This is a genomic window from Nocardia neocaledoniensis (assembly GCF_003182135.1).
Classification (GTDB): domain Bacteria; phylum Actinomycetota; class Actinomycetes; order Mycobacteriales; family Mycobacteriaceae; genus Nocardia; species Nocardia neocaledoniensis.
On the sequence record NZ_QGTL01000006.1, the window covers coordinates 224,657 to 251,639 of the forward strand.

Genomic DNA, 26,983 nt, shown 5'->3' on the forward strand with positions numbered 1-26,983 from the left:
ACAGAAGCCCATTCACTATCCAACCGGAATGAGGCCCGTGATGTTCACCCGGTTCCGAGATCATCGAAGTTACGAGTTCGATTCTGTGGCATCCGATCAGGCATCGCCGGTACGGCAGCTCCGCAGCATCCCCGTCGCCCCGAACTCCGCCTTGGTCGACGAGGTGCTCTCCCACCTCGCTGACGCTGTTGCCCGCGACCGGGCCGAGCTCGCTGCCGCGCGTTCTCCCGACCGCGTTCTCGATCTGCGACGTGAGCGCACCGTGTGGCTGCTGTTTCAAATCAGCACGGCGCAAGAAGAACCTGTCGGCGCGCAGGACCTCGCTTGGGCCGTCGCGCTGCTGCGCGACCGAACCATCCGCGACATCATGTACGGCCTCGCCCGCAGCGAGTACCACGGAGCGGCGGAGGCTCTGTGGCTCCAGATCGCGGCGGCGACCCACGGTCACGACCGCGCCGAGGCCGTCACCTTGTTCGCCTACAGCGCCTACCACCACAACAACACCGCGCTCGCCAGGACCGCCCTTGCCGCAGCCCTCGATGCCGACCCGACCCACCCCATCGCGGCGCTGTTGGCAAACGCGCTCGACGACCGCTTGCCACCCCAAAAGATCCGGGCACTCGCCGAGGCCGCAGCGGTGATCGCGGCCGACCTCGGCATCGACATCACCTGACCCGCAGCGATCAGAACCCGGCCGTTCTTCACAACCTCCCCCTCGTCGAATCAGTGTCATCCACCCCCCATTTGAGCTAAGGAGTTCGTCATGGCCGGAGACACCGTCATCACAGTCATCGGGAATCTGACCTCCGATATCGAACTGACTTTCATCCCAGCGGGTGATGCGGTAGCGCACTTCACCGTCGCGTCGACCCCGCGGGTGTTCGACCGCAACACCAATCAGTGGCGTGACGGAGAAGCGATGTTCCTGCGCTGCAACATCTGGCGCGAGGCCGCCGAGAACGTGGCCGAGTCGCTGACCAAGGGCGCACGCGTCATCGTCGCCGGGCGACTCAAGCAACGCAGCTACCAAACCCGCGACGGGGACAAACGCACCGTGTTCGAGCTCGAGGTCGACGAAGTCGGACCGAGTCTGCGGTTCGCCCAGGCGCAAGTAACCCGCACCGGACGCAGACCGAACAACGGCAACGGGTTCGGCGTCGACAACCCTACCCGCGCCACCTCTACGGCCGAGCCCGCCACCGCTGCGCGGACCTCGGACGCTTCTGACCCGTGGGCCACCTCCGCCCCGGTGGGCAGGGGCAGCGAGGCGTGGGCCGAGCCCGTGCTGGCCGGTGTCGGCGTGGGTGATTTCGGGCAACCACCCTTCTGACCTGACCCAGTTCTCCGATGCCATTGCGGTGGTGAGCGGGCAGGCAGGTGGTGGGTCGGGGCACCGGGCTGGGGTGGGCCCAGCCGCTCGAGGGCTACCAGGCCATCGTGCGCCACGCCGTCGGGCCCGCGCCCGGCGGAAACGAATCCCCCGCGCCCGTCCCAGCCCCAGCCGGCGGTCGGGTTGTGCGCGCGGGGAATTCGCCCCCGCACGCAAGTTGGCGCGTTCCCGCCGTCGTGTCGCCCGCTGTCCTGGTGAACAGCCCTCGGCTGGGCCCACCCCAGCCCGGCGCCCCTATTTCGCGAAAAGCGTGGCTGTTCCAGCGCGCCCGGGTGCCGCACCATCCTCGCCATCCCAGTCAGGAGAACAGCTGTGTCCGTTCACGCACCTACCGTCTCCCCCACGACCACCCTCACCACACACAGTTCCGAGCCCGGGTTGCACTGGCACGAGCTCGATCTGTCCGCCTCCGATGTCACCGGCGCCGAACCGCCGTCCGAGCAGCCTGCCACCGAAACATCGGTGGCGGTGCCGGATACGCGGTCGTTTCTGGATGCGATCTCGGCGATCGAGGTCACCTTCGACACCGACCGCAAAGCCGCGATCGCGATGTTCGGGCCCGCGCTGGAGTTGGCGACCGACGCCGACTGGGACGTCCTGGATTTCATGGTCGAGTGCTTCACCCTCTACCCGCGTGAGTCCGCGCTGCTGCGCCTGCGCGCCCGCTGGTCCGCCGGGGACAAGTTGGAGCGGGAACGGTTGGTGCGGTTGGTGCCCGACACCGACCCCGGCCTGCACTCCCACGACAACCACGCCTTGGCCCAGCTCATCGAAACCCGCGCCAGAACCAACAAGACGAGCGTCGCCGAGGAGTTCGCGAAGTTTCAGGTCCAGCTCGCCGCGGCCGAGATGCCCCGCCAGTCGATCCGCACGTGGCGCAACCCGCTGCCGCGCCTGACCATGCCCGCCTCGCGCCGCATCGACGCCGCCCGCCTGGACCCCGAGCAGATCCGCGCCCGCGTCCTCGCGCGCGGCAAGCGTCGCCCCGCCGAGCCGGAACCGGCCGAGGTCACCGCCTATGTGCGGGAGAGTTTGTTCGTCGACACCGAGGTCGTCGAGCAAGCCCGCCTGCGTCAACGCTGGGCTGAGTTGATCGCGCGCGGAGTCACCCTCACCGCCGGTTCGCCCCGGGGGTGGACACCGCGCCGCCCCGGTGAACGGGCACCGCTGCCCGCAGACCTGGCCGAGGCGATGTGGGATCACCAGTACTGCGTGCACGTCGCCGACCAACGCGACCACGACCGCGCCCTGGCCGGTGAAACGACCAAGTCCCCCGAACACTCCCACGCTTGGGCCGCCGAACGGACCGGGCTGCGGTCGCGCGCCGACCGGCGGGAGGGGTTCGTGTTCCAGGGCAACGGTCTTGACGACTTCGCCACGGCGATGACCCCGGTCGCCGGGTGGCGGTGCGTGTCGTGCTTCGTCGAACGCCCCACCACCGATCAGCGACCCGTCCACGTCCGCGACGGGGTGATGCGTAGCGACGACGGGCTCTGTGACTACTGCCGCGGCGACAACCGCACGGGCCTGCCCGCACTCCCCGACGGGTTCACCGTCTCCAATCTCGCCGTCGCCTACTGCGCCTACTTCGTAGAGCACTACCGCGACGCCGCCTACAGGTTGATCACCGAGGTGTGCCGTCGGGCACCGGAATGGTTGATCACGGTGATCGACAAGTTCCTGGCCGCCCACCCCGACCTGCCCGGCGCCCCGCCACCGGTCGCAGACGATGCTGATCCTGAGTACATATCGGCACCCACCGTGTCGAAGCGTCGCCGCGGACCGGTGGTGCCGCCCGGCCAGCGGCCCGGCCGGTGTGAGGGCTGCACCCGCTACACCCCGGTCCACGACGACGGGTTCTGCACACAGTGCCGGGTCCACCTCGGCCTGCACATCCCCACACCGCGCGAACGTCGACTCGTCGCGGCCTGACCACTCCACACCATGCAGTCGGCTGGGGCACCGCCAGATCCGCGGTGCCCCAGCCGCTGTGCTTCACCTCGAGGAGGCCCGCCTGTGTTTCACCGCACCCGCCACGCCCGCGCTCGCCGCCGGTTCCTCCGTCGACAGCGACACCGCCCTGCACACCTGATGGTCACCGTCCACCTGGCAGCCGATCCTCGCTCGATGCTCCACGGTCACCGACCCGGTGACCCTTACCTGCTGGCTGATCGGTTCCTGCTCGACAATCTCGGCGAGGTCGACGACTTCGCGGTCCTCGACCGGATCTTCGCGGCACTCAACGACCACCCCCACCCCGCCGACGTCGAACACACCCGCCGCTGGTACCAACACCGCCACAGGTCCCTGTCGGTCGGCGACATCGTCACCATCGACCACCGCCGCTACGCTTGCACACCCTGGTCATGGGACGCGCTCCCAGCCGACTGAACGAACGCGCCCTGCGGCTGCGGCCGCGCCCGGTCCCGTGGGCGGGCCCGCCGCGACGGTCGCGGGCCCGCCCTCGGCAATATGGCTGGTCACCTCCCCTCCGCTTCCATGTCCCGCTATCACCTATTGCTCACGCCATCCCACCTACGCACCCGCACCCGTACGCACCGCACACTGACGATCGCACCCCGCCTTTCACCCCATCACCCCACACACCCTCTTCTCCGCACCTTTTCAAAGGCAGACATCTGGCATCTCGGATACCGATCCGATAACGCCCGTGTCAATAGTTGTCCATCGTTGTCCAGAGTAGTCTCAGCGGATCAATTGCCTCTTGCGGCAACATAATTCATTGATGCTTCATGGAGGTATGGTCGCGACTATTCATCGAGTCGCCGCGGGAAACGGCTACCAATACTATTTGCGTCAAACCGCTGCCAACGACCGAACCGCTCGCGGGCGGTCATCGCTGTCGCAGTACTACTCCGACCACGGCGAAGCACCCGGACGCTGGCACGGCACCGGACTGGGCGCGCTCGACCTCACGGCCGGGTCGGAAGTGACCGAGCCCCAGATGAAGTCGCTGTTCGGGGAAGGTCTTCACCCTAACAGCGAGCAGATCAGGACCGAGGTCTACGCACGCCAGATCGTGCTCGGCGCAAGCGACCGTGACGCCACCCGCGCGGCCGAGAAGGCAACGAAACTGGGCAACAAGTTCGCCGCCTATGAGGTTCGTTCGGAGTATCGGAAGCGTTGTTCTCAGGCCTATCGTGCACATAACTCAGCACGGAATATGGACCCCACTGCCGCCATTCCCGACGACGAACGCGCACGCATTCGCACACACGTGGCGACCGAAATGTTCACCGACGAGTACGGTCGCGCACCCCTGAACGCGAGAGAGTTGTCGGGTTGGGTCGCCAAGAACTCGCGCGTCAACCAGGCCGCGCTAGCCGGCCTCGAGATCACTTTCTCCCCAGTGAAGAGTGTGTCGGTGCTGTGGGCGTTGGCCCCACCGGACATGGCGCGGCGGTTGGAGGCTGCCCACCAGCGCGCGATCAGTGATGCGTTGGCGTGGTTGGAGCGCAACGCCGTGTTCACCCGGCTGGGCCGTAACGGCGTCCGCCACGCCGAAGTCGAGGGGATCGTCGCGGCCTGTTTCACCCATCGCGACAGCCGCGCAGGCGATCCCGACCTGCACACCCACGTCCTGGTCGCCAACAAAGTCCGCACCCTGGACGGTAAATGGCGCACGATCGACTCGCGTCTGTTCCATGAAGCGGCCGTCACGGTCTCGGAGATCTACGACTCCCGCCTCGAGCACTACCTCGAACTCGCCCTCGGCCTGCAGTTCGACACCCGCCCCGATCGCGACGTCCACCAGGTCCCGATCCGCGAAGTCATCGGCGTCCCCCTAGAACTGATCCACGCCTGGTCGCAACGCGGTACCGCGATCAACGCACGCTTGGACCGGCTCACCGCCGATTTCCAGGCAACCTTCGGCCGCGAACCCACCCCCGAAGAGGTCTACGGCCTGGCCGACCGGGCAACGCTGGACACCCGCCCGGCCAAACACCTCCCGCAATCCCACACCCAACAACGTGAAACCTGGCTGACCCAAGCCACCGCGGTGCTCGGCGGCCGTGAGCCTGTTGACGCGGTGATGGTGGCCGCAGTGTCGGTGCCACCGATACCTCGCCCTGCCCCGGACGCTGCGTTCATCGCCGCGACCGCCGAGCGTGCGCTGGCCGCCGTGTCGGAGAGGCGTTCTACGTGGCGGCCGTTCAACCTGCGGGCCGAGGTCGAACGCCAGCTCCGCGGCCGGATCAGCCCTGCCGACTGGGGCTGGGTTCCCGACAAGGTCGTCGCCGCCGCGCTCTCGCCGCAGTCTGCGGTCGCGCGCGGTGATCCCGACCTGAACGAAGAACCCGGGCTGCGGGCGGCACCGGCGTGGTTGCGCCACCGTGACGGCACCCCGGTTCACGTGCGTCCGAACTCCCAGATCTACACCACCGAAACCACTCTCGACGTCGAAGCCGCACTCATCGAACTGTCCGTCGAACCTGGCGCCCGCACCCTGGACCCCGACCTGCTGAACAGCGCGGTCGCGGAATACAACATCGCCCATCCGGATCGGCCGCTCAATGCCGGCCAGGTCGGTGTCATCTCTTCCTTCGCCACGTCGGGGTTGCGGGTCCATACCGCCAACGCCCCGGCCGGAACCGGTAAGACCACCGCCATGCAAGTCCTCACCAGCGCATGGCACTCCAGCGGCGGCACCGTCCTCGGCATGGCGCCCACCGCCGCGGCCGCCGCTGTCCTCGGGAAGTCGATCGGCACCCGCGCCGAGACCGTCGACAAGCTCCTCGACGTCCTCAATCGCCACTCCGTCCGCGCGGATTCGCCCACGATGATGCGGGATCATCCGCCCTCGCTACCGCAATGGGTCCTCGATATCGACAACACGACGCTGGTGATCGTCGACGAGCACGTCAAACTCGGCAACACCAAACGCCTGCAGCTGCTGCAGTTCCTGTCCCGGCGCGGGGCCACGGTGCGCTGCATCGGTGACGACCGGCAGCTGCCCGCGATCGACGCCGGTGGCGCCGACGCCGACATGAACGCCACCTCCCCCGAACAAACCGTGACGCTGTCGCACGTCGTCCGGTTCGCCTCCACCGGCGAAGCGACCGCCTCGATCGGGCTGCGCGAGGGCGACCCGGCCGCGTTGGCCTGGTATCTGGACAACGACCGCATCCACGCCGGACATACCGGATCGGTCTACGACGACACCTACACAGCATGGGCCACCGACCATAACGCTGGTCGCGACGCGGTCATGTTGGCGCCCACCCACGAGGTCGTGACCGCGCTCAACGCCCGCGCCCGCGCCGACAGACTCACCCGAACCGGCACGAAACCAGAGACCGAAGTGGTCCTCGCGGACGGGCTTTGCGGCTCTGTCGGTGACATTGTGCGCACCCGACGCAACAACCCAAAGCTACGTTTCGGCCAGACGGATTGGGTCCGCAACGGCTACTCCTGGACCATCATCGCCGCCCACGAGGACGGTTCACTGACGGTGTCGCATCGACGCGGCGGCACCGACAGCGACACAACCGTCCGGCTTCCGACCGAGTACGTACGCGTCCACGTGCATCTCGGGTACGCCGCGACGATCGATTCCGCCCAAGGAATCACCGCCGACGCCTGCCATGTCGCGCTGTCCGGGCGCGAATCCCGCCAACAGTTCTACGTCGCGATGACCCGCGGAATCCACGCCAACCACGCGCACATCGCCACCGCGCTCGACGGCGCCGAAGGCTCGATCTACACCGAACCCGCCGTCTACCCCCGCACAGCAGTCGAGATCCTGCAACGGGTGCTGGCTCGCGACGGGGCACAGAAGTCGGCCCACACCGAGCTCCGCGACGCACTCGACCCCACGCTGCGGTTCGGACGCGCGGTCGATATCTACCTCGATACCCTCGGCATGACTGCCGAACACGCCCTCGGCCCCGACCAACTCGCCGCCCTCGATCGCGCCGCCGACACCGTTCATCCGAACTTGACCGACTGCCCCGCCTACCCGGTCCTGCGCCAGCACCTCGCTCTGATCGCGCTCACCGGCATGGACCCCATCACCGAGCTGACCGCTGCGGCCGACGCCCGTGAACTCGACACCGCCGCGGACCCCGCCGCCGTTCTCGACTGGCGACTGGACCACACCGGCGCCCACTCCGCCGGCGCTGGGCCCCTCGCTTGGACACCGGGACTCCCCCGCGCTGTCGCCGATCAGGTACTCACCGAGCCCGTTCGGGCTCGTGCACGAATCGTGGCCGCCCTTGCCGAACAAATCCGTGACACCGCACGAATGTGGACACCGGCCACCGCACCGGCATGGGCGCGTCCACTACTGGGAACCGATCCCGCGTTGCTGGGCGAGCTCGCCGTGTGGCGGACCGGACTCGGTGTCCCCGACCCCGACACCGAACCCACCGGCCCTGTCCGCCACATCGCTCTCGAGCGCCTGCACCAGAAACGCCTGCAACAACGCGTCATCGACGCCTACGGCGACCCGACGCTGCCACGCAATCGGTGGGCTGCGGTCGTCGACGACATCGATCCTCGCATCAGCACCGACACCTTGTGGCCGATCGTTGCCGACAAAATCGACCTCGCCAACCGCGCCGGACTCGACATCACCACCCTGCTCACCGACGCCGCCGCACAACGACCGCTACCGGATGAGTTGCCCGCCGCGGCATTGTGGGCGCGCCTGGAACTGGAACCTTCGGCCCTCGACATCACAGGCACCGCCCCGCTGCGACCTGACTGGTTGCCTGACCTCGATGCTGTCCTGGGCACCGACATGACCGAACAGCTCACGACCGAACCGGCCTGGCCTCGTGTCGTCGCTGCCGTCGAACGCGCCACCAAGGCCTGGTCACCCCGCGATCTGCTCTTCACCGCTTACGAACTTCTCCAAGGCGCGCAACCCGTCGACGCAGCACCGCTGCGTCCCGATCAACTCGCCGCCGCATTGGCCTGGAGAATCGACGCGCTACACCACCACGCCCCGATACCGACATCACCCGTCGGACGCCCAGAACCGGCAACGCCTGAACCGATCACACCGGGCCTCGACTATGAACCCATGGTCACCGTCGCTACAGCCGGCCCGGCCCCGCCCCAAGCCGAGGACGCTCCTGTCGCCACTGTTATCAGCGAACCCACCGATAGCGACCACCCCACCGGCATCGACCGCATCGCCGAGTTGTTCGCGAACGGGCGAGTCGGCGACGCTGTCGCTGAGTTCCGCAGTTTCAACACCGGACTGTCCCACGATGAACAAGCGATTCTCACCGCCGTCTCGGAAACCCTCTACCAGTACAGTTTCCCCGTCGCGCAAGCCCGACTCCGCTGGGCCGCCCAACAATTCCCGCAACACCAGGCGCTGATCCAGGCGTGCACACCCTCGACAGATCCGCACGTCTTTCGCCATGACACCGAACCCGACCACAACCGCACCCGACCCGCCTACGACCACCGCGAACGCGTCGACCCCACCATCACACCGGCTGACTTCGACCCGATCCGGGCCGCGGGCAACGACGTGGTCGACACCTACCTCGCCGACCCCGACACGCTCGACAACCGCGATCCGACGTCGACGACCACCGCCCGGGCGGCATCGGGTGGGTTTCCGGTCGACTACGACCTGGCCGCGATACCCGTCATCCTCGGTCTTCCATGTGTCGATTGCAGCATCGAACGTCCCGGCAGTGCGAGCTCTCCCATGCCGCCCAGGATCTCCGACGACGGCCTGTGCCACGACTGCCGCGACAACGAACGACCAGGCATCCCCGAACACAACCCCGCCGAGCACCTCACCGCACGCTGCGCCCATATCGCTCAAACCAATCCCGCGCCGGCGGCGTTGGCGATGCTGCGCCGTGACTGGCGCACACTCGATCCGGTCGGGCGCAGACTCATCGAGCGATGGCTGAGGGACAACCCGCTCCCCGAAGAACCACTCCCCGTCCTCGCTCCGTTGCAACGTCTCTCCGATCGCGAGCTCGCCGAGGCGATCGACGGGCTGACCCAGCGGCTGAGCAATATCGCTACCGAAGCCGAGATCTTCGCCCCGATTCGCCGTGACGACATCGCCACTATGCCTGATCCGGTCGTGGCCGAACTCCGGCGAACCGCCGAGGACGCACAACTGTCCGCACACCTGCATGCCGATGAACTCGAAACCGCTGTCCGAGCGCTTCACGCCACCGTGAACGCACTCGACACCGCACGAGAGGAACTCGACGCCCTGCCATTGACGCGACGCCGCCAGCGGAAGACCCTGCAGGCCCACATCAACACCCTGGTCCGCGAACACCGCGAACGCAGCGAAACACATGAGCGGACCCGAAACGCCGCACGGGCAGCGAACCGTCACGCCAACGAACTACGCGCCCGCGCCGAACACGCCGCCACCGAGGACGAACACCGCCGTCTCGCAGAACAAGCACGCGCAGCCAGCAGCGCTGCCACCGAACGCGAGCAAGCAGCCGCGGCGCTACACGACGGCCTCGGCTCCGCGCTCGCTGACCACCGCGCAGAACTACAGAGACGACAAACGCTCTCCCCACCGCAACGACAACGCGAGGACCACGCACGAGCTGAACTCAGCTCAACAGCCGAGGATTTCAGCCCAGACCGAAACACCGACCCCGACGGAAACAAGCCGAGACCGGGAACCGATCTCGGCCGGTGACCTACAACATACGACGCGAGGTGTTGTTACATCCCTACGCGCAACAGCCGATCCTTGCTATGACGCCTACCAGTCACCGAATCTGCACCCCGTGCTCAAGGTGACGGGCCACCGACTGTGGTCCCGGTCAGCGCCCGCGGCGCCGAGGGATAAGGCCCCGGGCGGAAGACGTTCAGCGATCTCGCGTTCCAGGCCTGCTGCTTTCAGCGATGATGTAGGCCAAGTCAGTCAGCTCGTGGGGCCCCCGATCGCCCGCACACTGGTCGCAGATATTGATCACCCGGCCGTCCCACGGTGCCGCGAAGGCCGGTAGGCCGACGTCTTGCTCGAGTTCTTCATCCCACTCGATGCTGGTCTCCACTTGACATACGTCGCAAGCCCAAAATTCCTGTCGATCGATGTCGTTCGTCATGTCACAACGCTACTGAATCCTGGGCCACCACTGACGATACGTGTCACCTACTCGTGCAGCAGTCCCAGCCGCCACAGGCAGCCGGAGACTTCACACCGGCGCGCTCCGCACCTGCCTCACCCGTTTGCCGAGCGGACGCTGGCTCGTTGGACCACTCAGCTCGAGACTGCAGCCCGCCCCGCAGCCATGCGCGCAGACAGATCCTTCCAGGCCGTGCGGTAGATGTCGTGGCCGTCTCGGTAGGTGCGCCATGTTTGAGTCAGGGGGCTCGCGGGATCGAACAGGAACGACCGCCATGCAGCGCGGTCGTTGCGGGCGATCCGCGGCAGCAGTGTCGTGCCGAGATAGTCGGTTTGGGCGTCATCGCAGATTCGCAGCAGCCGTAGCACTGCCGGTGGGATGGCTTCGTCGCTGGCGGTGTGTACCGCTACCCTGCAGCCTCGGGCTGCGATGTGTTCGAACAACAGTTGGGTGCGGACAGCGTGAAAACCGTTGGTCACCACCGTGACCTCACTGGCTGCGATCGGGTCCAGGTGCGAGGTGGCGACGAACCAGGCGTTCGCGGCGGTACTGGTCGAGGCCGTCTCACGGGCGATCACCTCGGCAGGGACACCGCGTTCGATCAACGCTTCGGCCAGGGCGTCGGCCTCGCTGCGCACCTGGGGGTGCGGGCCACGTCCAGAGGTGATGAGCATTGCGTAGCGGCCGGTGGCCCATTGCTGGGCTGCCGCGTCGGCGCGGGCGTCGACCCACGGCGGGACCTGCCCATCTGGGTGCATCCCGCCACCCAGTACGACCAGAGCACGAATGGGCACCTCCTGCCGCGGCTGGCCGTGGTTGGCGCCGCGTACCCGCCCCAGCTCGATCCAGACCCATGTTTTCTGCAGCTCCAGCGGGCACATCACACGGCCACTCGCGTCTCTGGTGGCGCCCTTGAGTCGGTCCAGCGCAGCCGTCATGACCGGATCCGGGTCGTGATCGAAGCCGACCCGCAGCGGAACGTTCCAATCGCGATCGTGGGCCGCAGCACCGATCGAGGTCTCGGCCGCCGCGCGGAACTCTTCCACGCTGTACGGCACGGGCAACTCGTCATCGCTCTCCGCCCGGCGATCCGCCAATACCTCCGCAAGCCAGGCCGCTGCCACCCGCGTCTCGATCATCCCGAATCCCCCGTAATCGTGAATCTCTGTCGCGCACCACAGTACGAGGTCGTTAGTCCCTGGCCAAGCGGAACGACCAGCACCCGCGGAGGCAACGAACCCGACCCGAGCATCGGCACGGCACAGGGAACCCGTCCCTCTTATCGACGCCTCCAACACGACAGCGCGGGACCGTATCCGGCCGTGGTAAGTCACTACGTCGCGAAGTTCAGCTCGCTGCTTGACTTGGCCGGGACAACACCTGTTCGGCGAGACAGCGCAGATGAGTACGAGTGAGCGGATCGGGTTCGAAGCCGAGCCAGTCTTCGGCGGGAATACCGTGAGCCTCCCCTGTGATATAGGCGATGACAGAATCGGGATCAACGGTCACTCCGGCCGATCGCAGGTCGTCGATCGCCGCGCCTACAAGTCCCGCTCCCGCCCGTGCCTTCAGCGCCTCCAAGAGCGGGGCGTTCTCACTCCACGCAAGAGTCCTTTGAGCCAAGACACCTGTGACGAATAGGCGTCTGCGCATGTAACTCGACGCCAGGTAGGCACGGTCCATACGTCGTACGGGCGTAAGTCTTGGGGGGCCAGCGAACATCGCACACGTGCTCGCCGTACTGAGCTCTTCCCAATCCGCCAGCAGCTTGTTGGCGTAGGGAACCTCCTCGTCGAGGGCCAGACCGTTGCGGCGGCTGAAGTCGACCAGCCCTGCGGTCAGGGCTTCGAGCGCGCCCGCACTACGCTCGCCCACGAAGAGGACATCAAGGTCCGAAGACGGAGTCTGATGGTTTCGACCGAATGAACCGTACACAACGACCGTCCTGGGCGTCGACGGCGGCAAAGCTGAGCGAGCAACCTCACGCATCGCGTCGAGGGCAGTTTCAGAGGGCACAATTTTCATGACGCCAGCTCCTCATCAGCGAGGACGTATTGGGTCACAGTTTCGAGTATCGCCGTCATGTGCTGTTCGTTGATCAGCCCGTTACCGGACATGAATCTGAACACGGGATGGCGGTGCCCAGGTCCCAGCCCGAGGCGGTGCTCAGAGTCAGGAACGGCGAAGCTGTGCAAATAGATCGCCCCGTCCGCGAGCATCTTCTCGTACGCCCGGGTGGTGATGGCCGCCGATTGCGCCGCAGTATCGGCGTCGAGCGGAAGGCTGGCACCGACGGGGAGCACGGTGAATGCGACGGAGTTGATGCTTACCGTATTGAGCCGGACGAACAGTGGATGTTGGTCAACCAGGGCGGCAAAGCGATGAGCGACCTCGATTCGACTCTCGACCATTCTCCCCACTCCCTCGACTCCGAGCGATTTGAGAAGCATCCAAGTCCGCAAGCTCTGAAACGATCGGCTGCCGGTGCTGGGAGTAACCTGTCCGAAGGACCGGGCTTGGCGAAGAATCAGTTCGGATTCCGTGGCAACCAGAGCCGCGTCGTAGGGGTTGCGCAGCAGGAGAAACGAGTTGGTGTAGGGGACGCTGAGCACCTTGTGTGGGTCGAGCATCACCGAGTCGTATCGTTGCAGTCCCTCCAAACGATGGCTGAGCTGAGCTGAGAACAGCAGGCTGGTTCCGTGGCAGCCGTCGCAATGCAACCATGCGTCGGGGTAGTGGGTGCGCACGACGTCAGCAAATCCGATCAGCCGTTCGATCGTCATGGTCCTGCTGTCACCTGCATAGCAGACAGCCATCACGACCTGTTTGCCATCGCGAACAGCGGCGCCAAGGCTGCGATCAAGCGCTTCGAGGTCGTACCGAAAGTCCACCGTAGGACAGAACATCGCTGCCAGGTTGCCCATCCCGGACCACGCCGCCGACGCGGTGACCGTGTAGTGCCCGATGTCTTCAGGCAAGACGATGACCGGGCGCGCGCTCTCTGGCAGTCCGAACTCCCGGCTGCCGGGATACGCGCGTTCTCGGGCCATCAGGACTGCAGCGAAGTTGGCGCCTGTGCCGCCGGTCGTCGGGATTCCTCCTACGTCCAGCGCGGTGTCTGGCGGGGAGGGACTGACATCGAACCCGACCAAGGTCCGCAACCAGCGGATCAGGGCGATCTCCATTTCCGTGGCGCCGCGGGAGCAGAAGTCGGCGTTGATCATGTTGACGTCGATCAATTCTCCGAGCACCGCCCCGGCGACTGCTGCGATGTTGTTGCCGGCATCGGGAAAGCCAGCGAACATCGGCGTCGCAAAGTTGGGCATTGTCGGCATGTAGCGAGTCTCGAGATCGGTCAGCAGCTCCGCGAGATCGACCCCTTGGGTGGGCAAGGCCTCGGTGGCGATCTCGTTCAGCGCGGCACTATCCCGGGGCTGCAGGAAGCGCGGCCGGTACTTGAACGACAGTCCGACCTCGATCACCTTGCTCAAGAGGTCGCGTGCCCCGTCGTAGCTGAGACCGTCGGGTCCCAGAAAGTTATTGGCCGCCAATGGTGTTCGGCATGTGTCGAGGTGAGGCGTCATAGTCATGTGTCGAGTAGGCCACGGCTCGGGCGGGAGCGGCACTGCCGCCATGCGGACAGTGGCGTCGGTCCGCATGGCGGCAGGTGTCGGCGTGGATGCGTCCTGGCAGCGCTGTAGAGTTTGCAGTCCACCAGACCATCATCGAGCCGAGGGGAATGCCGCGATGACCAGGCATCTCATCACCAGCGCCCTGCCCTACATCAACGGAATCAAGCACCTCGGAAACCTGGTGGGTTCTATGCTCCCGGCGGATGTCTATGCCCGGTATATGCGGGCGCGCGGTAGGGAGGTGTTGTTTATCTGCGCGACCGACGAGCACGGCACGCCTGCCGAATTGGCGGCCACTGAAGCTGGCCTGAGTGTGGCTGAATTCTGCGCCCAAGCTCACGATATCCAGAAGAAGATCTATGACGGGTTCGGACTGTCATTCGACTTCTTCGGCCGCACCTCGTCCGAGCAGAACGTCGAGATCACCCAACATTTCGCCCGTCGATTGTATGAGAACGGATTCATCGAAGCGCGCGCTGTGCGCCAGGTGTACTCCGTCGCTGACGGACGCTTCCTGCCGGACCGCTACGTTACCGGCACCTGCCCGCATTGCGGGTATGACAGAGCCCGTGGCGACCAGTGCGAGAACTGCACGCGACTGCTCGATCCCACTGACCTGATCGAACCTCGCTCGGCGATCAGTGGATCCACAGAACTCGAGGTCCGCGAGACTACCCATCTGTTCCTGCTTCAGTCGAAGCTACAGGGCGAGGTCGAAGCGTGGATCGACCGTGTCAGCGCGGAGTGGCCGCATCTCGCCACGTCGATCGCACGCAAGTGGCTGTCCGAAGGCCTTCAGGATCGCGCCATTACGCGTGATCTCGACTGGGGTGTACCAGTTCCTGCCGACACATGGCCCGACCTCGCGGCCGATGGCAAGGTGTTCTACGTCTGGTTCGACGCCCCGATCGGATACCTGGGGGCCACCAAGGAATGGTCAGACGCCGATCCCTCGCGCCCGGACTGGAAGTCGTGGTGGTACGACGCTGACGATGTCCGATACACCCAATTCATGGGAAAGGACAATGTTCCGTTCCATACCGTCATGTTTCCGGCCACCGAGTTCGGTGTACGCGAGCCATGGACGACCGTTGACTACATCAAGTCATTCAGTTGGCTGAATTACTACGGTGGAAAGTTCTCCACATCTCAGCACCGCGGAATATTTACCAACGATGCGCTCGATCTGCTCCCCGCAGACTACTGGCGCTACTTCATGATTGCCAACGCTCCTGAGTCCGACGACGTGAGCTTCACCTGGGAACTCTTCGCCGCACAGACGAACAAGGATCTTGCTGACGTCCTCGGCAACTTCGTCAACCGAGTACTCACGTTCAGCGCCAAACGCTTCGGGAACGAGATTCCCGCTGGGCACGCACCCGATACGCCCGAGTACGAGCTGGGGCTTCGCATGGCGGACTTGCTCGAAGAGTACGAGAACCACCTCGATGCAATCGAATTGCGCAAGGCGGTCGCCACGCTGCGGACGATGTGGAGCGTCGGTAACGAGTACATCAATGACAAAGCGCCCTGGTCGCAGATCAAGACCGACCCGGAAGCTGCGGCGCTCACGCTGCGCACCGCAGCGAATCTGATCCACTTGTTCGCTCTGATCAGTGAACCCCTGATACCTGATACCGCCGCCACCCTTCGTGGGATCTGGCATGAGGACAAACTGGCCGCGGCCTCCTGGCCCACTACCCAGCAAGTCCGGTCCTTGGACTGGCTGCCGACCGGGACCGCGTTCACCGTGCCGAACGTGCTTTTCTCCAAGATCACCGAGGACGACGTCGCGACTTGGCGGGGCCGCTTCGGGGAGAACGACTGACCTCAAGGCAACACATCCACCGACCCGGCGCTAATCCGCAGGGAGACCATCGTTCCTGCCTGCGGTTGTCGAGGCATCTGATGTCTCGGCAGCGAGGAACGCACAGGCTCGCTCAACTCCGGCCAGGGAGAGGAGTCGACTTCGCGGCCTGACCAGGTCGGCTACACCCGCAGCCGCGAACCCGGCGCAGCGGGTGCGCAGCCAGATCCAATCGATGCCCAAGTACTCCGCCAGGGTTCGCACGCGATCCATTGCCAGTTCAGCCCTGACGAGGTTGGTGGTAACTGAATATTCTGTGGCTGTGGCGAACTCGCGGACCGTGCGCTGATCGCGGCGCACGTCGACCTGCCATGTGCTGTCGGGGTTGATCCAGTTGGCCAGGATGGCGGTGCCGTCCCGGTCGAGAACAAACCCGGGGATCTCGGCGAGGTCGTCTTCGACCGAAATCACTACCTGGATGCCGAAGGATTCGACGAGCGCGACGGCGAGAAGGAGCAGGATTCGGTCGGGAGGTTCGAGCGCTGCGATGGACGCTGGGGGGAGGCAGAACGTGCGCGTTGGGCGGGTCGAGCCTGTCGCGATCTTGGCTGTCCGCCTCAGGTATTCGAGCTTGTGTCGGAACAGCAGCCAACCGCTGGCGGCTTCACCGCTACGTTCCGCTGTCCAGTAGCGTGGTGTCGCGGACAGAGATTCCGCGTTTCTGAGGATATGTCGAGCACAGTACGACGAGCCCAACCACATTGTCGACACGTGCGAGAGGCCGTCGTCACTGCCATCGACGACGTCACGGTCGCCTTCCACCATGCCCAATTCTGCGGCCCGTTGTGCGAGCGCGGCGTCGTCATCGAGCAGGGCATCATCGAGGTTGGTCACTGCCCACAGCAGGCCCAATGCAAAGTCGTCGAGTTCATACGCCCACGGCAGTTCAAGGACAGCCCGGCGATCGGGCAGACGTCGCACCCGCTCAGCAGCCACCGCAAAGTAGCGAGTCCGGCCACGACTCTCCAGGGCGCCAAGCACCAATCTGCTGCTCCGCAGATCCCAGACGGAGTCATGGTGACCGTCTGTGAGCACCAGCTCGATTCCACCGGTTCGCTCCTGGCCCTGGTGGAGCAACGCAGTAATAGTCGTGCCCCGGAAGAACTGTCCAGCCGGGGTGTCGATACGAATCTCGTTGACTTGGCGCCGAGTACGGTCGGCCCATCGTACACAGCTCAGCGCGTTCTTCGTCGCTTCCCTGATCGGATTGGGAAGCTGATGAGCCAGCTGAACCAGATCGCCGCAGGCGCCGAGGCTCTCATCGAGCCTGTCCACCAGATCGACAGTCGGACGACGTTCGGCCTTCTCGATCTTCCCGAGAAGGTCGCCGCTGGCGTGCACCGACCGACCCAGCTCAGCTAGCGAAAGCCCCAGCTCGGTGCGGAATCGGCGCAACTCGGCCCCGAAGCGCGCAGCCGAGGACGTCGACGGATCAAGTCGCTTCGAAGTCTGCCCCACGGCAGCCGATTATCCGCCGCCGTCGGACAATCACCTACTGGTTTCTAGCGGAAGCGCAGCAGAGGAACGTCATACAACTCGGGATCGGGCACGCGATGCATCTGGGGGCCGATCACCTCGACCACGTGCATCTCTGTCAGGAACTGCACTCGCGCGTTCAGCAGGTGGCTGGTGTAGCCGGCGGCAGCCTGCTCTTTGAGACCGACAGCGACATGTATATGTGGCTTGACCTGCCCTGTCTCTGGATCCCACGCCAAAGTTCCGCCGCCGAATGCCTCGACGTTGCGAAGGTGCACGCGAGACCACACCGGCGCCAGTGGATCCTCCAGCCGGTCGCAGGTGCCGACAAGTTCTGCCTCGGCAAAGCCCGCAATGAACGAAGGGATGTATCCGCCACGAACATCGTGGATTCGACAGAACTCCGCCAGCGCGGCATAGAAGTCATCTCCATGATCGAAGACCACACCGAAGCTCCGGCCGACCGTCAGCTCATGCGCCCGCATCACATCTCCTTCTCGCAAGTGATGGCCCAAGGCCACTTTTCGGCTTCGCCGACGCCTCCCGCGACGGCGAAGGCTTGGCGAATCGTGTCGATGTCCGAATCACCGCTCAGCGCTACTTGCAGCAGAATCCTGGCCTTGAGCGGATTGAGAAATCCTGCGGGGATCAGACCACGGGCGATCAAGTCACGCTCCGATCCCGCGAACCCGTATGTCGAACGAAGAACAGAGCCAGATCCGGTTCGTGAAGCCAGCGCGACAGGCTTCTCAGCAGCGAGCTCGGCCAACGCCTCGACGATGTCAGAGGGCACGTGGCCGACGCCCATGCCGGCCACGACCAGCCCGTCGGCTTGAGACGTGAGTGCCCGCACCGCGAAGCTGTCGTCGCCAAGCGCGGCCGTATATATCGGAATACGCTTCCTTCCAATACTTTTCACCGGGATTGCGCCCAGACGATGAACCGGATTGAGCAGTCGCGGACGCCCTTCGACGACGAACCCGATCGGACCTCCGTCAGGTGAGGCAAACGCCGACGTGCTGGTAGTGTGCTGCTTTCGCACCCTACGAGCGGCGTGGATCTCGTCGTTGATCACCACGAGGCAGCCCAATCCTCGTGCGACCGGATCGGCGGCGAGGTTGATTGCGGCTAACAAATTAGCTGGGCCGTCGGCGCCTGCCATCGATGGGCTCCGCATGGCACCGGTCACAACAACCGGGTGGTCTAGATTATGGACTAGGTCCAGCAGATACGACGTCTCCTCGATGGTGTCAGTGCCTTGAGTGATGACGAAACCTGTAGCTCCATCTGCACGGCGCCCGATCTCGTCGGAGAGCTCTAACATATCGGCGGGGGTGAGCGATGCGCCTGGTAGCTGCCGGAATTGAACTACCTCCACGTCTATCCCCGAGTCACCCAGACCGGGGATTGCCTCGACCAACGCAGCCGCACTGAGAGTGGGAACAACACCGCCTGCCGCCGCATCCGACATCGCGATGGTTCCCCCGAGGCCGAACACTATGACCCGATCCAGGGCATCGTCGAAGGACATACCGCTCACCTCTCTCGAACAAGAACCTCGAAAACTAGGTCGATCCCGCCTGTGGGGCTGATCATGCCCCAGCGCGGCGGACCTGACGACCCCGCATACGCTCTTTGCCATTGCCGCAGAGGCCAAGCCAGTCGCATCGCCGCGTCAGACAACCTTCAACCAGCACCAATAGGCCGCCACCGGATGGGCCCAGAGGGACTACATCGCCTTGCCCACAACGAACACGAAATCGAATCCGCCCGCGCCACGGTAGTCGGAATCGGCGAGTTCAGCGTCAGGAAGACCGCCCGCTTCCAGCGGCCACTGTATGAGCCCACCACCAAACTGCATCCCCGCGGCGGCATAGCCGCCTCCCCCGACCGACGACCGCACCAGCGCGGTCGTCGAGGATTTGCGGCCACCGGCCGACGAACGGCTCGTCAACGAGGCCCCCTCTGAGCGGCCAGCATCGAAGCCCGGCACCGAGCACTTCGACCAGTTCTTCGATACCTGCACCATCCAATGCCCGGCCCTGAACTCGCGCGCCATCTTCGCCTCCGCGAACGAGCAGGTGTACCCGTGCTGCTGGCTCTACGTCACGACGAGGACCCGCACGCCGTCGAGCGTCCGAGCGGCCAAGCAAGCCTGCCCTAGCTGTACCGTGGACAGCCGCCACCGACACAGGTCCACGACCGCTCACTGGTCCGGCGGTTGCGCCTGGCGCAGGCTAGCGTGGTCGGCGTGGACGATCGCGGCAAGCAGAACTGGTATCCGACATCGAAGATCGACTTCTTCACCGACCTGACGCGGCAAGGGATCTCGACCGGGACATCCCCAGCGGCAACCGATCTCGTCGTCACAGGCAGCGATGTGGGTAGCGAGGTGCCATGAGCTCCCATGTCGCACATCAGGCGAACGTGCCGATGACCGACGGGCTCGCTCCTGTCGAAGAACGCGCGTGGCAGGCCATGATCGCGCTCATGAATGAGATGCCGCTCGCGCTCGACAACCGACTGCACCGCGAATGCGGCCTGACACATTTCGAGTTCCGCGTGCTCCGCGCGCTCTCGGAGAGAGTTGGACACCGCCAACGACTCGGCGATCTCGCCCATACCACCAACGCATCGCCATCACGCCTCTCACATGTGATCGCCAAACTCGCGGACCTCGGATTCCTGACAAGGGAAACCACCACCGGTCAGCGCGGCGCGGACGCCGTCCTCACCGACACCGGGTTAGCCACGGTAGTCGAGGCAACACCCAGCTACGTGCAGACCGTGCGCAGCCTGGTCTTCGACGGACTGGACGCCGACCAAGTTAGTCGGCTAGCCGAACACTACGAAATGCTCGTGGAGCGACTCGCGCGCAGCCTCGCTGACGACGAGCACGACGCCCTGGGAGATGTCGGGGCCGGGGCATAGCGTGGCGAACATATACAACACCGATGACCTGGTCAGCAAACCCGACGAGAACACCACGGCCGCGGTCGACGAGACCCCGGACCTCGAACGGTGACCGCGCACGGTTCAACATCCCGACCCGACTACTCCGAAACGGCTGCGCCTGTTCTGCATGGCCTGCTGTAACGACGGGTCGACGAAATGGAACGGCTCACCGACACAACCGATAGCGATCCGGAACTGTCCACCGACACCCCGACCACGGTCATTTACGCTGGTCTCACCAGCCGCTAGCGTGAGTGCTGCCCCAATTGGGTTGGGGAGCTGCGTAATCGAGGAAGGTCGGTCCCGCCCGGAAGGTCGGCCGGGGCCGGCTTGCGTGGCCATCAATCAGTGGCAGGAAGGTTCCCCGAGGCCGCTTCGGATGGGGACGATTAGATCGTGTTCAGGGCCAAGCATGCCCGCAGGTCGGCGAGGTCGCGCTCCAGCGCGCCGGCGAGGATTGCGGGGTCACACCCATCTTGGGGCGCGCGCCCGCCGCGAGCTTGTCGACACCGTCTTCGAGGACGCGCACGGTGCGGTGGATCAGCGAGGAGGGGGTGCCGATTCTGGTCGGGTCGTCGGCTCGGGCGATGGTGAGCCCCCACGTGTACATCAGCCATGCGTGCTGGGCCGGCACCGTCTCGGCGAGTTCGCCGACGGTGACCGCACCTGCACCATCCAGTGCCAGGCCTTGGACTCGACCGCCATCTTCGCCTCGGCGACCGGACACGTACCCGTGCTGCTGGCTCTACGTCCAAGCGCCCCTGCCCCAGCTGTATCGTGGACAAGCCGTCACCGACGCCCAGGTCCACGACCTGCTCACCGCCTCCGGCGGAGCCACCACCCTCGACGCCGCCCGCCACACGCTCGATGAAATCCTCGCCGGCGAATCTTCACGGCCGTGGAAGCAGCTGGAGCACCGACACCATCGCGGGCGGGAAACCCAACCCGTGAGGAAGCCGTGCCACCAACCACGTTCTCCGAGCTCAGCCACAGCGACCAGCTCCATGTTCTCGACGGTCTGACCCGCGCTGCCCTGCCGATCCACTACGGCATCCCGGCCACCGCCGAGCTCGAGCTCCAACAGTACGAGGACAACGCCGTCTGGCGGGTCACCCCCGTCGGGAGCGAGACCTCCTACGTCGCGCGCCTGTCCATCCGCGACGGTCGACCCGCCGACCAGCAACGCAGCGAAATGGCCTGGCTGGAAAGCCTCGCCGCATCCGGGGGCGTCGCAGTCCCCGGTCCGGTGACGACGTCCAGCGGCGACCACGTCGTGCCGGTGACGGTTCCTGGCCACGACCAGCCCGCCACCCTCGCGCTGCTGCACTGGGTACCTGGCACCGCCGAACCGCCGTATCAGCAGCCCGGGGTCGCCGCGCAGATGGGCGCGGCCACCGCACATCTGCACCGCAACGCCGCCACCGTCGACATCCCCGCCTTCGACCGGCCGACATGGGATTACGAAACCATCCTGCTCAAAGGCGCGGCGCTGACCGACCCCGACGCCACCGTGAACCTCGGAGACCACGGCCGCGAGACCCTGCGCGCCGTCGCTGACCGGGTAACCCAGGCGCTCGCGACCGACCCGTCAGAGCACACACGGATCCACGGTGACCTGCACCGCGAGAACATGATCGCGTTGCCGAACGGCGGCGTCGGGGTCATCGACTTCGACGACTGCGGATGGGGAAGCCCGATCCTCGACATCGCGACCGTGCTCTCCTCGATCCACCGGATCGCCCACACCACTCCCGGCGCCTACGAGAAGTTCACTCGGGACTTCCTCGACGGCTATGCCGGGATCTTCCCCCTGCCCGACGACCTCGACGACCTGCTCGAGCCCTACCTGCTCCTGCGGGACACCTTCGTGCTCAACTTCGTCACCGGGGCCTTGGCGAACGCGTCTGTCGCGGAGTGGGGACACGAGCGGATCGCCGGAATTCTCGCCAACATGGACGCCTACCTGGCCGGGCAGCCCTATCCCGGCAGGATCAGGTGACACCGGACACCGCCACATGCCAAGCCACTTCCTGCGCGCCGATCACCGTGTGACAGTGGTTCGAGACGCCTCCCAATGCCCTCGCCCCTGGGGCGGACTACTGCGAGGGCGAGACCCAACCTCGCCCTCGTAGTTCACACCCAATGCCCTGCTGCACGATGGCCGCCAGCTTCACAAGCGGATGGGTGATCGCGGTGCTGTATTCCTGGCGAAAGGTTGATTCACGGTGTGCCGCTGCCCGGAGTGCCGAGCCGGCGAAGTCCCGCTATCGCTGATGCACCACTCTGCACTACCCGAGCGCGCGCTTTCGGTGGGTACGACAAAGACTCCGACCGCATCGAGTACCAGCCCTCGACCCACGACGAGATCGCGCTCGGAATCCCTGACGTGGTGTATGGCCGTGTCTGAGCCCGTGCTATTCGAGAGCATCGAAGGGATCGCGGGCACCGGCAAAACAACCGTCGCCCCACTGCTGGCGCAGGCGCGCCAGGCCGTCTTGGTGGCGACAGTCCCCGCGAACTTCCAGCCACTACGCCGGGAGCTGGACAACTCGAGCAACGCCGACGCGCGCATGTGCCTGTTCCTGTCCGCTCTTCTGACCGCGACAGACCAGATCGTGCGCTATCTCGAAGCCGGGATCCCCGTCGTCGTCGAAAGCTATTTCGCGCGCTGCCTCACCACTCATCGCGCGTACGGCGCCAAGCTCGGCATCACTCTGCCCACTGACCTACCCGAACCAGTGACCTACCAGCTGACCTGCGCCCCGCACGAACGACTCCGCCGTCTGGCGCACCGCGACAAGGCGGTAACCAAGTGGGACGACCTGGCCGAACAACACGCCGAAAGCCTCAGCGCCGCGATCGGCGAGTGGGCCACTCATCGCATCGACACCACGGCGAGCACCCCCGCCGAAGTTGTCCAAACCATCTTGTCCCTCAATCGAAGTGGGTCACACCATGCAGACAGCTAGCCTCTGGGAACAAACCCTGACGTTCTTTCCGCAATTCCTGCGCGAACTCAACCACCGCTGCGCCCCGGGTGCGACGGTGACCGTCGTCGGCGCCAGCGACGGCAAGTTCGTTTTGCCCCTCGCCGCCGCCGGCTACACGGTCATCGCCGTCGAGAACGACCCGCAAGCGCTCTACGGCGGCGAGGTTCTCCTCCCCGGGTCCGGTCTCGCCTATGCGCCGAGTCTGGCTGAACGTGTCGCGGCCGCAGGGTTGACAAGTCGTGTACGGATCGCTCCGCACGACTTCCTCAAGGCCGAGCTGTCAGAGTTGCGTGCTCAGGCCGTGTGGACGAGTTGCTCGTGGCACTACAGCGCCAACCACCATCGTCCACTCAGTGAGTTCATTGGACGGATGAAGGACCTCCTCGCCCCCGGAGGGCTCCTCGGCGCAGAGTTCATGATGCCGGTCGAGGACCACCAACACCTCATCGAGCACTACACCACCCCGGCCAAACTGTTCCGCCACTTCCCCAGTGATGCATGGGAAGTGTTCCTCACGCTGAGCACGGATCCGTTCATCGAACGGCCGCACGTCGGACAGCTGCACGACCACACGCACCGCATGGGTGTACTTTTCGCTGCAAAGTCCGAACACCTCGACGAAGGGGCGCAAGCTCGATGAAGCACGAATACGAAGCCACCTTCCTGGCGATCGACGTCGAAGCGATCAGAGCGAAACTCAAGACGCTCGGTGCGACACAGCAGCTGCCTCGAACCCTGTTGACCCGCAAGATCTTCGACGGCGAGAGGGTGCCCGAAGGAGCTTGGGTCCGTCTCCGAGATGAAGGCACCCGAACGACGTTGACGCTCAAACGCGTCACCGATTCGACCACCATCGACGGAACCACCGAAGTCGAGACCACCGTCGGCGACCTGCACGCGATGGCCGAGATCCTCACCGCGATCGGGCTCACACAGACCCGATACCAGGAGAACTACCGAGAAGAATGGAGCCTCGGCGACGTCGTCTTCGACCTCGACACCTGGCCGGACCTGCCCACATTCCTAGAAATCGAGGGACCCGACGAATCCTCGGTCCGCCGGGCCGCGGCCGACCTCGGGCTCGACTACAGCCAGGCGAAGTTCGGCAGCGTAGACACGATCTACCTGGCCGAGCTCGGCCGCGACATCCTCTCAGAGCCGACCTTGCTGTTCAGCCACACCACTACATAGTCAACCTTGGCAGGATGAGGACGGGCACCGCCGCCAGGTGCGAGACCTGATCGCCACGCCCACCTGGCTGGTGCGAATTGGAGGGCGGTCACATCGCCGCGGGTACCTCACTGAAGAACGCCCGGGCCTGCTCTCCCACTGGGTTCCCCACGTATGCCGGGGACTGGCTGGGCCACGCCCTGCGACCCCGATCCGAAAACAAGGACAATCCGGTCGAGCGCGCACAGCGCTGACCTCGCCGAGCGTCGCTGGTCCGATACTCTGTGGAACCGAAACCGGACCGGGCGCGTCCAACTGGGCAAGAGGATGGTTCGGCGGCGGCTGGAGCACGAGGGGGAATCTTTGGTGTCGGGTAAGGGTGAGCTGCATGTCGACGTCGGTGAGCTGCGCAGCACCGCGGCGTTCGTCGCCGGCCAAGCAACTGCGATCCGGGACCGGGTGAACAAGCTCGACGACACCATCGGCAAGGAACTCCTCGCCGATGGCTGGCAGGGCAAGGCCGCCTCCGCCTACGACGAGAGCTGGCTGGAATGGAAAGCCGGCGCCGAAACCGTCGCCGCGGCGTTGACCGAGTCCGCCGACAAGCTCCTCGAGGCCGCCAACGCCTACGAAACCCAAGACCAGGCCAACGCCGCGGCCACCGACCGCCTCCACGGACAGCTGCCGTGACCGGCGATGACCGGTTCCGAGTCGACCTCGAACAACTCGACGCCGCGATCACGACCATGGAAGCGTTCGGGGCCGAGGTCGCGGGCTGGTTGACCGATGTCGAACACCGCATCGCCGCGCTGCATTTGAGCTGGGCGAGCGAGGCCGCGACCGCCCAGCGCGCCGCCCACGACAAATGGGTCGCCGGCGTGGACGAGATGCAGGAAAACCTCGACGAACTGCGTGAGGTCGCCCGCATCGCGCACACCAACTACACCCGAGCCATCACCCACAACACCCGGATGTGGCCGTAGATGGCGCCGGTGATCGTCACTCCCACCGAAATCCGCACCGCGGCAACCGTCTTCAAAAACGCCCACGGCCTGGCGTCGGCCAAGATCCGCGCCATGGCCGCCAACCTGCAGCAATACGGTGGCTGCGCAGGCAGCGACAAGCCCGGCCGGGACTGGTCGGCCAGCTTCGACCCCGCCGCAAAAGACGCGATGACCGCGGCCGCGGCCTGGGTGAGCGGGCTCGCCCAGATGCACGACCTGCTCGAGGCCACCGCGACCAACCACGCCAACGCCAACCAACTCTCGGTCATCGGCGGCGCCGACACCGACCTGGCCTTCGGCGCCGGATCACTGGCATGGATGCAACCGATCACCTTGCCCGCCCTGTTCGGTGGCAGCTCAGAAGCGCCGTCGTGGTGGGACAAGATCGCCGAGTACACCCAGGGCGAGGTGTGGCCCAGCGGCAACCCGGAGAATCTGCGCAACGTCGCCACCCAATGGAGCTTCTACGGCGACGAACTGCTGCCCTACCACAGCTTCCAAGCCGCCCGAGACGCGATCAGCGGTCAGCAAACCCCCGAAGTCCAGCAGATCCTCGACCAGATCACCATCCTCGAGAACCAGGGCAAAACCCTCACCGCCCAGTTCAAGATCCTCGCGAAATCCTGCGCCGACTACGCCCTCGCGATCGAGAACACCCGCAAGGAGATCCTGACCCTCCTCGGCGAGTTCGCCGCGGTCTTCGTCATCGGCGAAGTCGTGTCCTGGGGTCTGGCCAGCTACAGCTTCGGCCTCACCGCCGCAGGCGGAACCGCGGCCTTGGCCGCACGAGCCGCGGTTGTTGGCAGCAGAATCGCCACCCTGTGCCGCAACCTCGCGACCACCGCGCAGATGACCGGGTTGCCGGTCGTCGCGGCCTCGGGCGCGTTCGCCCGTTCGGTCGCCGAACTGTCTCCGCTGCTGGCCGCCCAAGCCGGGCTGGCCACCGCCGAGGCGACCGGCGCGATAAACCCCCTGACATTAGACGACCTGCGGCTGTTGTCGCGGACCCGGCCGTATCTGCGGGTGACTACGACCAGACCGGTGCAGGAGGCGGCGCCGAAAGTGACCGTCAACGGTCAAGAGTTCTACCTCAGCGCCACCGACCCCACTGTGCTCATTCCCGTGAGCGGCAAGTACGCCGACCCAGCGATCCGGCAACTCCCGATGGACGCACGCAATGAGTACTATCTCGGCGCCAACGGCATGAAGTACCCTGTCAACTCGACACCGGTCATGGGACACGAAGCAGGTCACGAGTTCTGGCGACTGCGCGAAGAAGCGTTGCGACAGAACATGACGTGGGCCGAATTCCGGGACTACGTCAACAATCCGAGCTTCTATCGAATCGAAGACGCGCCCGGAAATTCCCGACACATCTACGAAGCGCCGAGATAAAGGGGTCGA

General features: G+C 65.4%; 24 protein-coding genes. 15 read left to right on the forward strand and 9 right to left on the reverse strand.

Annotation, left to right across the window (positions count from 1 at the left end):
• Positions 1-40 precede the first annotated feature (40 nt).
• The 5 genes from DFR69_RS18575 to mobF all read left to right on the forward strand — a co-directional run bounded on the left by DFR69_RS18575 (position 41) and on the right by mobF (position 10,052).
• Complete coding sequence (locus DFR69_RS18575; RefSeq protein ID WP_167456316.1) at positions 41-673, forward strand: DUF4192 family protein; 633 nt, start codon at positions 41-43, stop codon at positions 671-673.
• A 90-nt stretch (positions 674-763) separates the two neighbouring features.
• The gene (locus DFR69_RS18580) at positions 764-1,330 is read left to right on the forward strand and encodes a single-stranded DNA-binding protein (RefSeq protein ID WP_110038845.1); all 567 of its coding nucleotides are present in this window, start codon (positions 764-766) and stop codon (positions 1,328-1,330) included.
• A gap of 372 nt (positions 1,331-1,702) precedes the next feature.
• The gene (locus DFR69_RS18585; protein WP_146229321.1) at positions 1,703-3,322 is read left to right on the forward strand and encodes a hypothetical protein; all 1,620 of its coding nucleotides are present in this window, start codon (positions 1,703-1,705) and stop codon (positions 3,320-3,322) included.
• Positions 3,323-3,517: 195 nt separating this feature from the next.
• Positions 3,518-3,781: a hypothetical protein gene (locus DFR69_RS18590; protein ID WP_146229322.1), complete on the forward strand. Its 264-nt coding sequence runs from the start codon at positions 3,518-3,520 to the stop codon at positions 3,779-3,781.
• 370 nt (positions 3,782-4,151) lie between these two features.
• On the forward strand, positions 4,152-10,052 hold the full coding sequence (gene mobF, locus DFR69_RS18595; protein ID WP_167456317.1) for a MobF family relaxase: 5,901 nt from the start codon (positions 4,152-4,154) through the stop codon (positions 10,050-10,052).
• Positions 10,053-10,224: 172 nt separating this feature from the next.
• Here mobF and DFR69_RS18600 read toward each other — a convergent pair whose 3' ends face one another.
• The 4 genes from DFR69_RS18600 to DFR69_RS18615 all read right to left on the reverse strand — a co-directional run bounded on the left by DFR69_RS18600 (position 10,225) and on the right by DFR69_RS18615 (position 13,967).
• Positions 10,225-10,464: a hypothetical protein gene (locus DFR69_RS18600; RefSeq protein WP_146229323.1), complete on the reverse strand. Its 240-nt coding sequence runs from the start codon at positions 10,462-10,464 to the stop codon at positions 10,225-10,227.
• A 155-nt stretch (positions 10,465-10,619) separates the two neighbouring features.
• Positions 10,620-11,624 (reverse strand): YdcF family protein, encoded by a 1,005-nt coding sequence (locus DFR69_RS18605; RefSeq protein ID WP_110038850.1) that lies wholly within the window; start codon positions 11,622-11,624, stop codon positions 10,620-10,622.
• A gap of 208 nt (positions 11,625-11,832) precedes the next feature.
• Positions 11,833-12,510: a nucleotidyltransferase domain-containing protein gene (locus DFR69_RS18610; protein ID WP_110038851.1), complete on the reverse strand. Its 678-nt coding sequence runs from the start codon at positions 12,508-12,510 to the stop codon at positions 11,833-11,835.
• A complete protein-coding gene (locus DFR69_RS18615; protein WP_244198353.1) occupies positions 12,507-13,967 on the reverse strand; it encodes a pyridoxal phosphate-dependent decarboxylase family protein in 1,461 nt (486 codons plus the stop codon). Before DFR69_RS18615 ends, DFR69_RS18610 begins: the two co-directional genes overlap by 4 nt.
• 265 nt (positions 13,968-14,232) lie before the next feature.
• Here DFR69_RS18615 and metG point away from each other — a divergent pair, with 265 nt between their 5' ends.
• Positions 14,233-15,945 (forward strand): methionine--tRNA ligase, encoded by a 1,713-nt coding sequence (metG, locus tag DFR69_RS18620; protein WP_110038853.1) that lies wholly within the window; start codon positions 14,233-14,235, stop codon positions 15,943-15,945.
• Between the two features lie 30 nt (positions 15,946-15,975).
• On the opposite strand, the gene DFR69_RS18625 is transcribed toward metG, so the two are convergent.
• The 4 genes from DFR69_RS18625 to DFR69_RS18640 all read right to left on the reverse strand — a co-directional run bounded on the left by DFR69_RS18625 (position 15,976) and on the right by DFR69_RS18640 (position 19,519).
• Positions 15,976-17,442 (reverse strand): helix-turn-helix domain-containing protein, encoded by a 1,467-nt coding sequence (locus DFR69_RS18625; RefSeq protein ID WP_110038854.1) that lies wholly within the window; start codon positions 17,440-17,442, stop codon positions 15,976-15,978.
• Positions 17,443-17,486: 44 nt separating this feature from the next.
• On the reverse strand, positions 17,487-17,945 hold the full coding sequence (locus tag DFR69_RS18630) for a PPC domain-containing DNA-binding protein (protein WP_110038855.1): 459 nt from the start codon (positions 17,943-17,945) through the stop codon (positions 17,487-17,489).
• On the reverse strand, positions 17,945-18,991 hold the full coding sequence (locus tag DFR69_RS18635) for an asparaginase (RefSeq protein ID WP_110038856.1): 1,047 nt from the start codon (positions 18,989-18,991) through the stop codon (positions 17,945-17,947). Before DFR69_RS18635 ends, DFR69_RS18630 begins: the two co-directional genes overlap by 1 nt.
• Positions 18,992-19,189: 198 nt before the next feature.
• Positions 19,190-19,519, reverse strand: a complete 330-nt coding sequence (locus DFR69_RS18640; RefSeq protein WP_146229324.1) for a hypothetical protein — start codon at positions 19,517-19,519, stop codon at positions 19,190-19,192.
• 192 nt (positions 19,520-19,711) lie between these two features.
• Here DFR69_RS18640 and DFR69_RS34525 point away from each other — a divergent pair, with 192 nt between their 5' ends.
• A complete protein-coding gene (locus DFR69_RS34525) occupies positions 19,712-19,861 on the forward strand; it encodes a hypothetical protein (RefSeq protein ID WP_167456319.1) in 150 nt (49 codons plus the stop codon).
• Positions 19,858-20,391, forward strand: coding sequence for a MarR family winged helix-turn-helix transcriptional regulator (locus DFR69_RS18645; RefSeq protein WP_244198344.1), 534 nt, complete (start codon positions 19,858-19,860; stop codon positions 20,389-20,391). Before DFR69_RS34525 ends, DFR69_RS18645 begins: the two co-directional genes overlap by 4 nt.
• Before the next feature lie 424 nt (positions 20,392-20,815).
• Here the strand turns inward: DFR69_RS18645 and DFR69_RS18650 are convergent, their stop codons facing one another.
• Positions 20,816-21,025 (reverse strand): hypothetical protein, encoded by a 210-nt coding sequence (locus tag DFR69_RS18650; RefSeq protein ID WP_110038858.1) that lies wholly within the window; start codon positions 21,023-21,025, stop codon positions 20,816-20,818.
• A gap of 348 nt (positions 21,026-21,373) precedes the next feature.
• Here DFR69_RS18650 and DFR69_RS18655 point away from each other — a divergent pair, with 348 nt between their 5' ends.
• The 7 genes from DFR69_RS18655 to DFR69_RS18685 all read left to right on the forward strand — a co-directional run bounded on the left by DFR69_RS18655 (position 21,374) and on the right by DFR69_RS18685 (position 26,974).
• Positions 21,374-22,414, forward strand: a complete 1,041-nt coding sequence (locus DFR69_RS18655; protein WP_167456320.1) for a phosphotransferase enzyme family protein — start codon at positions 21,374-21,376, stop codon at positions 22,412-22,414.
• A 400-nt stretch (positions 22,415-22,814) separates the two neighbouring features.
• A complete protein-coding gene (locus tag DFR69_RS18660) occupies positions 22,815-23,384 on the forward strand; it encodes a P-loop nucleotide/nucleoside kinase family protein (RefSeq protein ID WP_208644009.1) in 570 nt (189 codons plus the stop codon).
• Complete coding sequence (locus DFR69_RS18665; protein ID WP_110038861.1) at positions 23,371-24,045, forward strand: class I SAM-dependent methyltransferase; 675 nt, start codon at positions 23,371-23,373, stop codon at positions 24,043-24,045. Before DFR69_RS18660 ends, DFR69_RS18665 begins: the two co-directional genes overlap by 14 nt.
• Positions 24,042-24,596 carry a class IV adenylate cyclase gene (locus DFR69_RS18670; RefSeq protein WP_110038862.1) on the forward strand — a complete coding sequence of 185 codons (555 nt, stop codon included), beginning with the start codon at positions 24,042-24,044 and terminating at the stop codon, positions 24,594-24,596. The genes DFR69_RS18665 and DFR69_RS18670 overlap by 4 nt, the downstream gene beginning before the upstream one ends.
• A gap of 345 nt (positions 24,597-24,941) precedes the next feature.
• Positions 24,942-25,265, forward strand: coding sequence for a WXG100 family type VII secretion target (locus tag DFR69_RS18675; RefSeq protein WP_244198345.1), 324 nt, complete (start codon positions 24,942-24,944; stop codon positions 25,263-25,265).
• Complete coding sequence (locus tag DFR69_RS18680; protein WP_244198346.1) at positions 25,262-25,558, forward strand: WXG100 family type VII secretion target; 297 nt, start codon at positions 25,262-25,264, stop codon at positions 25,556-25,558. The genes DFR69_RS18675 and DFR69_RS18680 overlap by 4 nt, the downstream gene beginning before the upstream one ends.
• A complete protein-coding gene (locus DFR69_RS18685; protein ID WP_110038864.1) occupies positions 25,559-26,974 on the forward strand; it encodes an HNH/ENDO VII family nuclease in 1,416 nt (471 codons plus the stop codon).
• Positions 26,975-26,983: the final 9 nt, after the last annotated feature.

Excerpts from the sequence above, each read along its gene's own strand:
- DFR69_RS18650 (WP_110038858.1), bottom strand. The coding sequence starts at position 21,025 with ATGTACACGTGGGGGCTCACCATCGCCCGAGCCGACGACCCGACCAGA.
- DFR69_RS18630 (WP_110038855.1), bottom strand. The coding sequence starts at position 17,945 with ATGCGGGCGCATGAGCTGACGGTCGGCCGGAGCTTCGGTGTGGTCTTC.
- DFR69_RS18580 (WP_110038845.1), top strand. The coding sequence starts at position 764 with ATGGCCGGAGACACCGTCATCACAGTCATCGGGAATCTGACCTCCGAT.
- DFR69_RS18640 (WP_146229324.1), bottom strand. The coding sequence starts at position 19,519 with ATGGCGCGCGAGTTCAGGGCCGGGCATTGGATGGTGCAGGTATCGAAG.
- DFR69_RS18665 (WP_110038861.1), top strand. The coding sequence starts at position 23,371 with ATGCAGACAGCTAGCCTCTGGGAACAAACCCTGACGTTCTTTCCGCAA.
- mobF (WP_167456317.1), top strand. The coding sequence starts at position 4,152 with ATGGTCGCGACTATTCATCGAGTCGCCGCGGGAAACGGCTACCAATAC.
- DFR69_RS18635 (WP_110038856.1), bottom strand. The coding sequence starts at position 18,991 with ATGTCCTTCGACGATGCCCTGGATCGGGTCATAGTGTTCGGCCTCGGG.
- DFR69_RS18610 (WP_110038851.1), bottom strand. The coding sequence starts at position 12,510 with ATGAAAATTGTGCCCTCTGAAACTGCCCTCGACGCGATGCGTGAGGTT.
- DFR69_RS18605 (WP_110038850.1), bottom strand. The coding sequence starts at position 11,624 with ATGATCGAGACGCGGGTGGCAGCGGCCTGGCTTGCGGAGGTATTGGCG.
- DFR69_RS18685 (WP_110038864.1), top strand. The coding sequence starts at position 25,559 with ATGGCGCCGGTGATCGTCACTCCCACCGAAATCCGCACCGCGGCAACC.
- DFR69_RS18590 (WP_146229322.1), top strand. The coding sequence starts at position 3,518 with ATGCTCCACGGTCACCGACCCGGTGACCCTTACCTGCTGGCTGATCGG.
- DFR69_RS18670 (WP_110038862.1), top strand. The coding sequence starts at position 24,042 with ATGAAGCACGAATACGAAGCCACCTTCCTGGCGATCGACGTCGAAGCG.
- DFR69_RS18575 (WP_167456316.1), top strand. The coding sequence starts at position 41 with ATGTTCACCCGGTTCCGAGATCATCGAAGTTACGAGTTCGATTCTGTG.
- DFR69_RS18645 (WP_244198344.1), top strand. The coding sequence starts at position 19,858 with ATGAGCTCCCATGTCGCACATCAGGCGAACGTGCCGATGACCGACGGG.
- metG (WP_110038853.1), top strand. The coding sequence starts at position 14,233 with ATGACCAGGCATCTCATCACCAGCGCCCTGCCCTACATCAACGGAATC.
- DFR69_RS18600 (WP_146229323.1), bottom strand. The coding sequence starts at position 10,464 with ATGACGAACGACATCGATCGACAGGAATTTTGGGCTTGCGACGTATGT.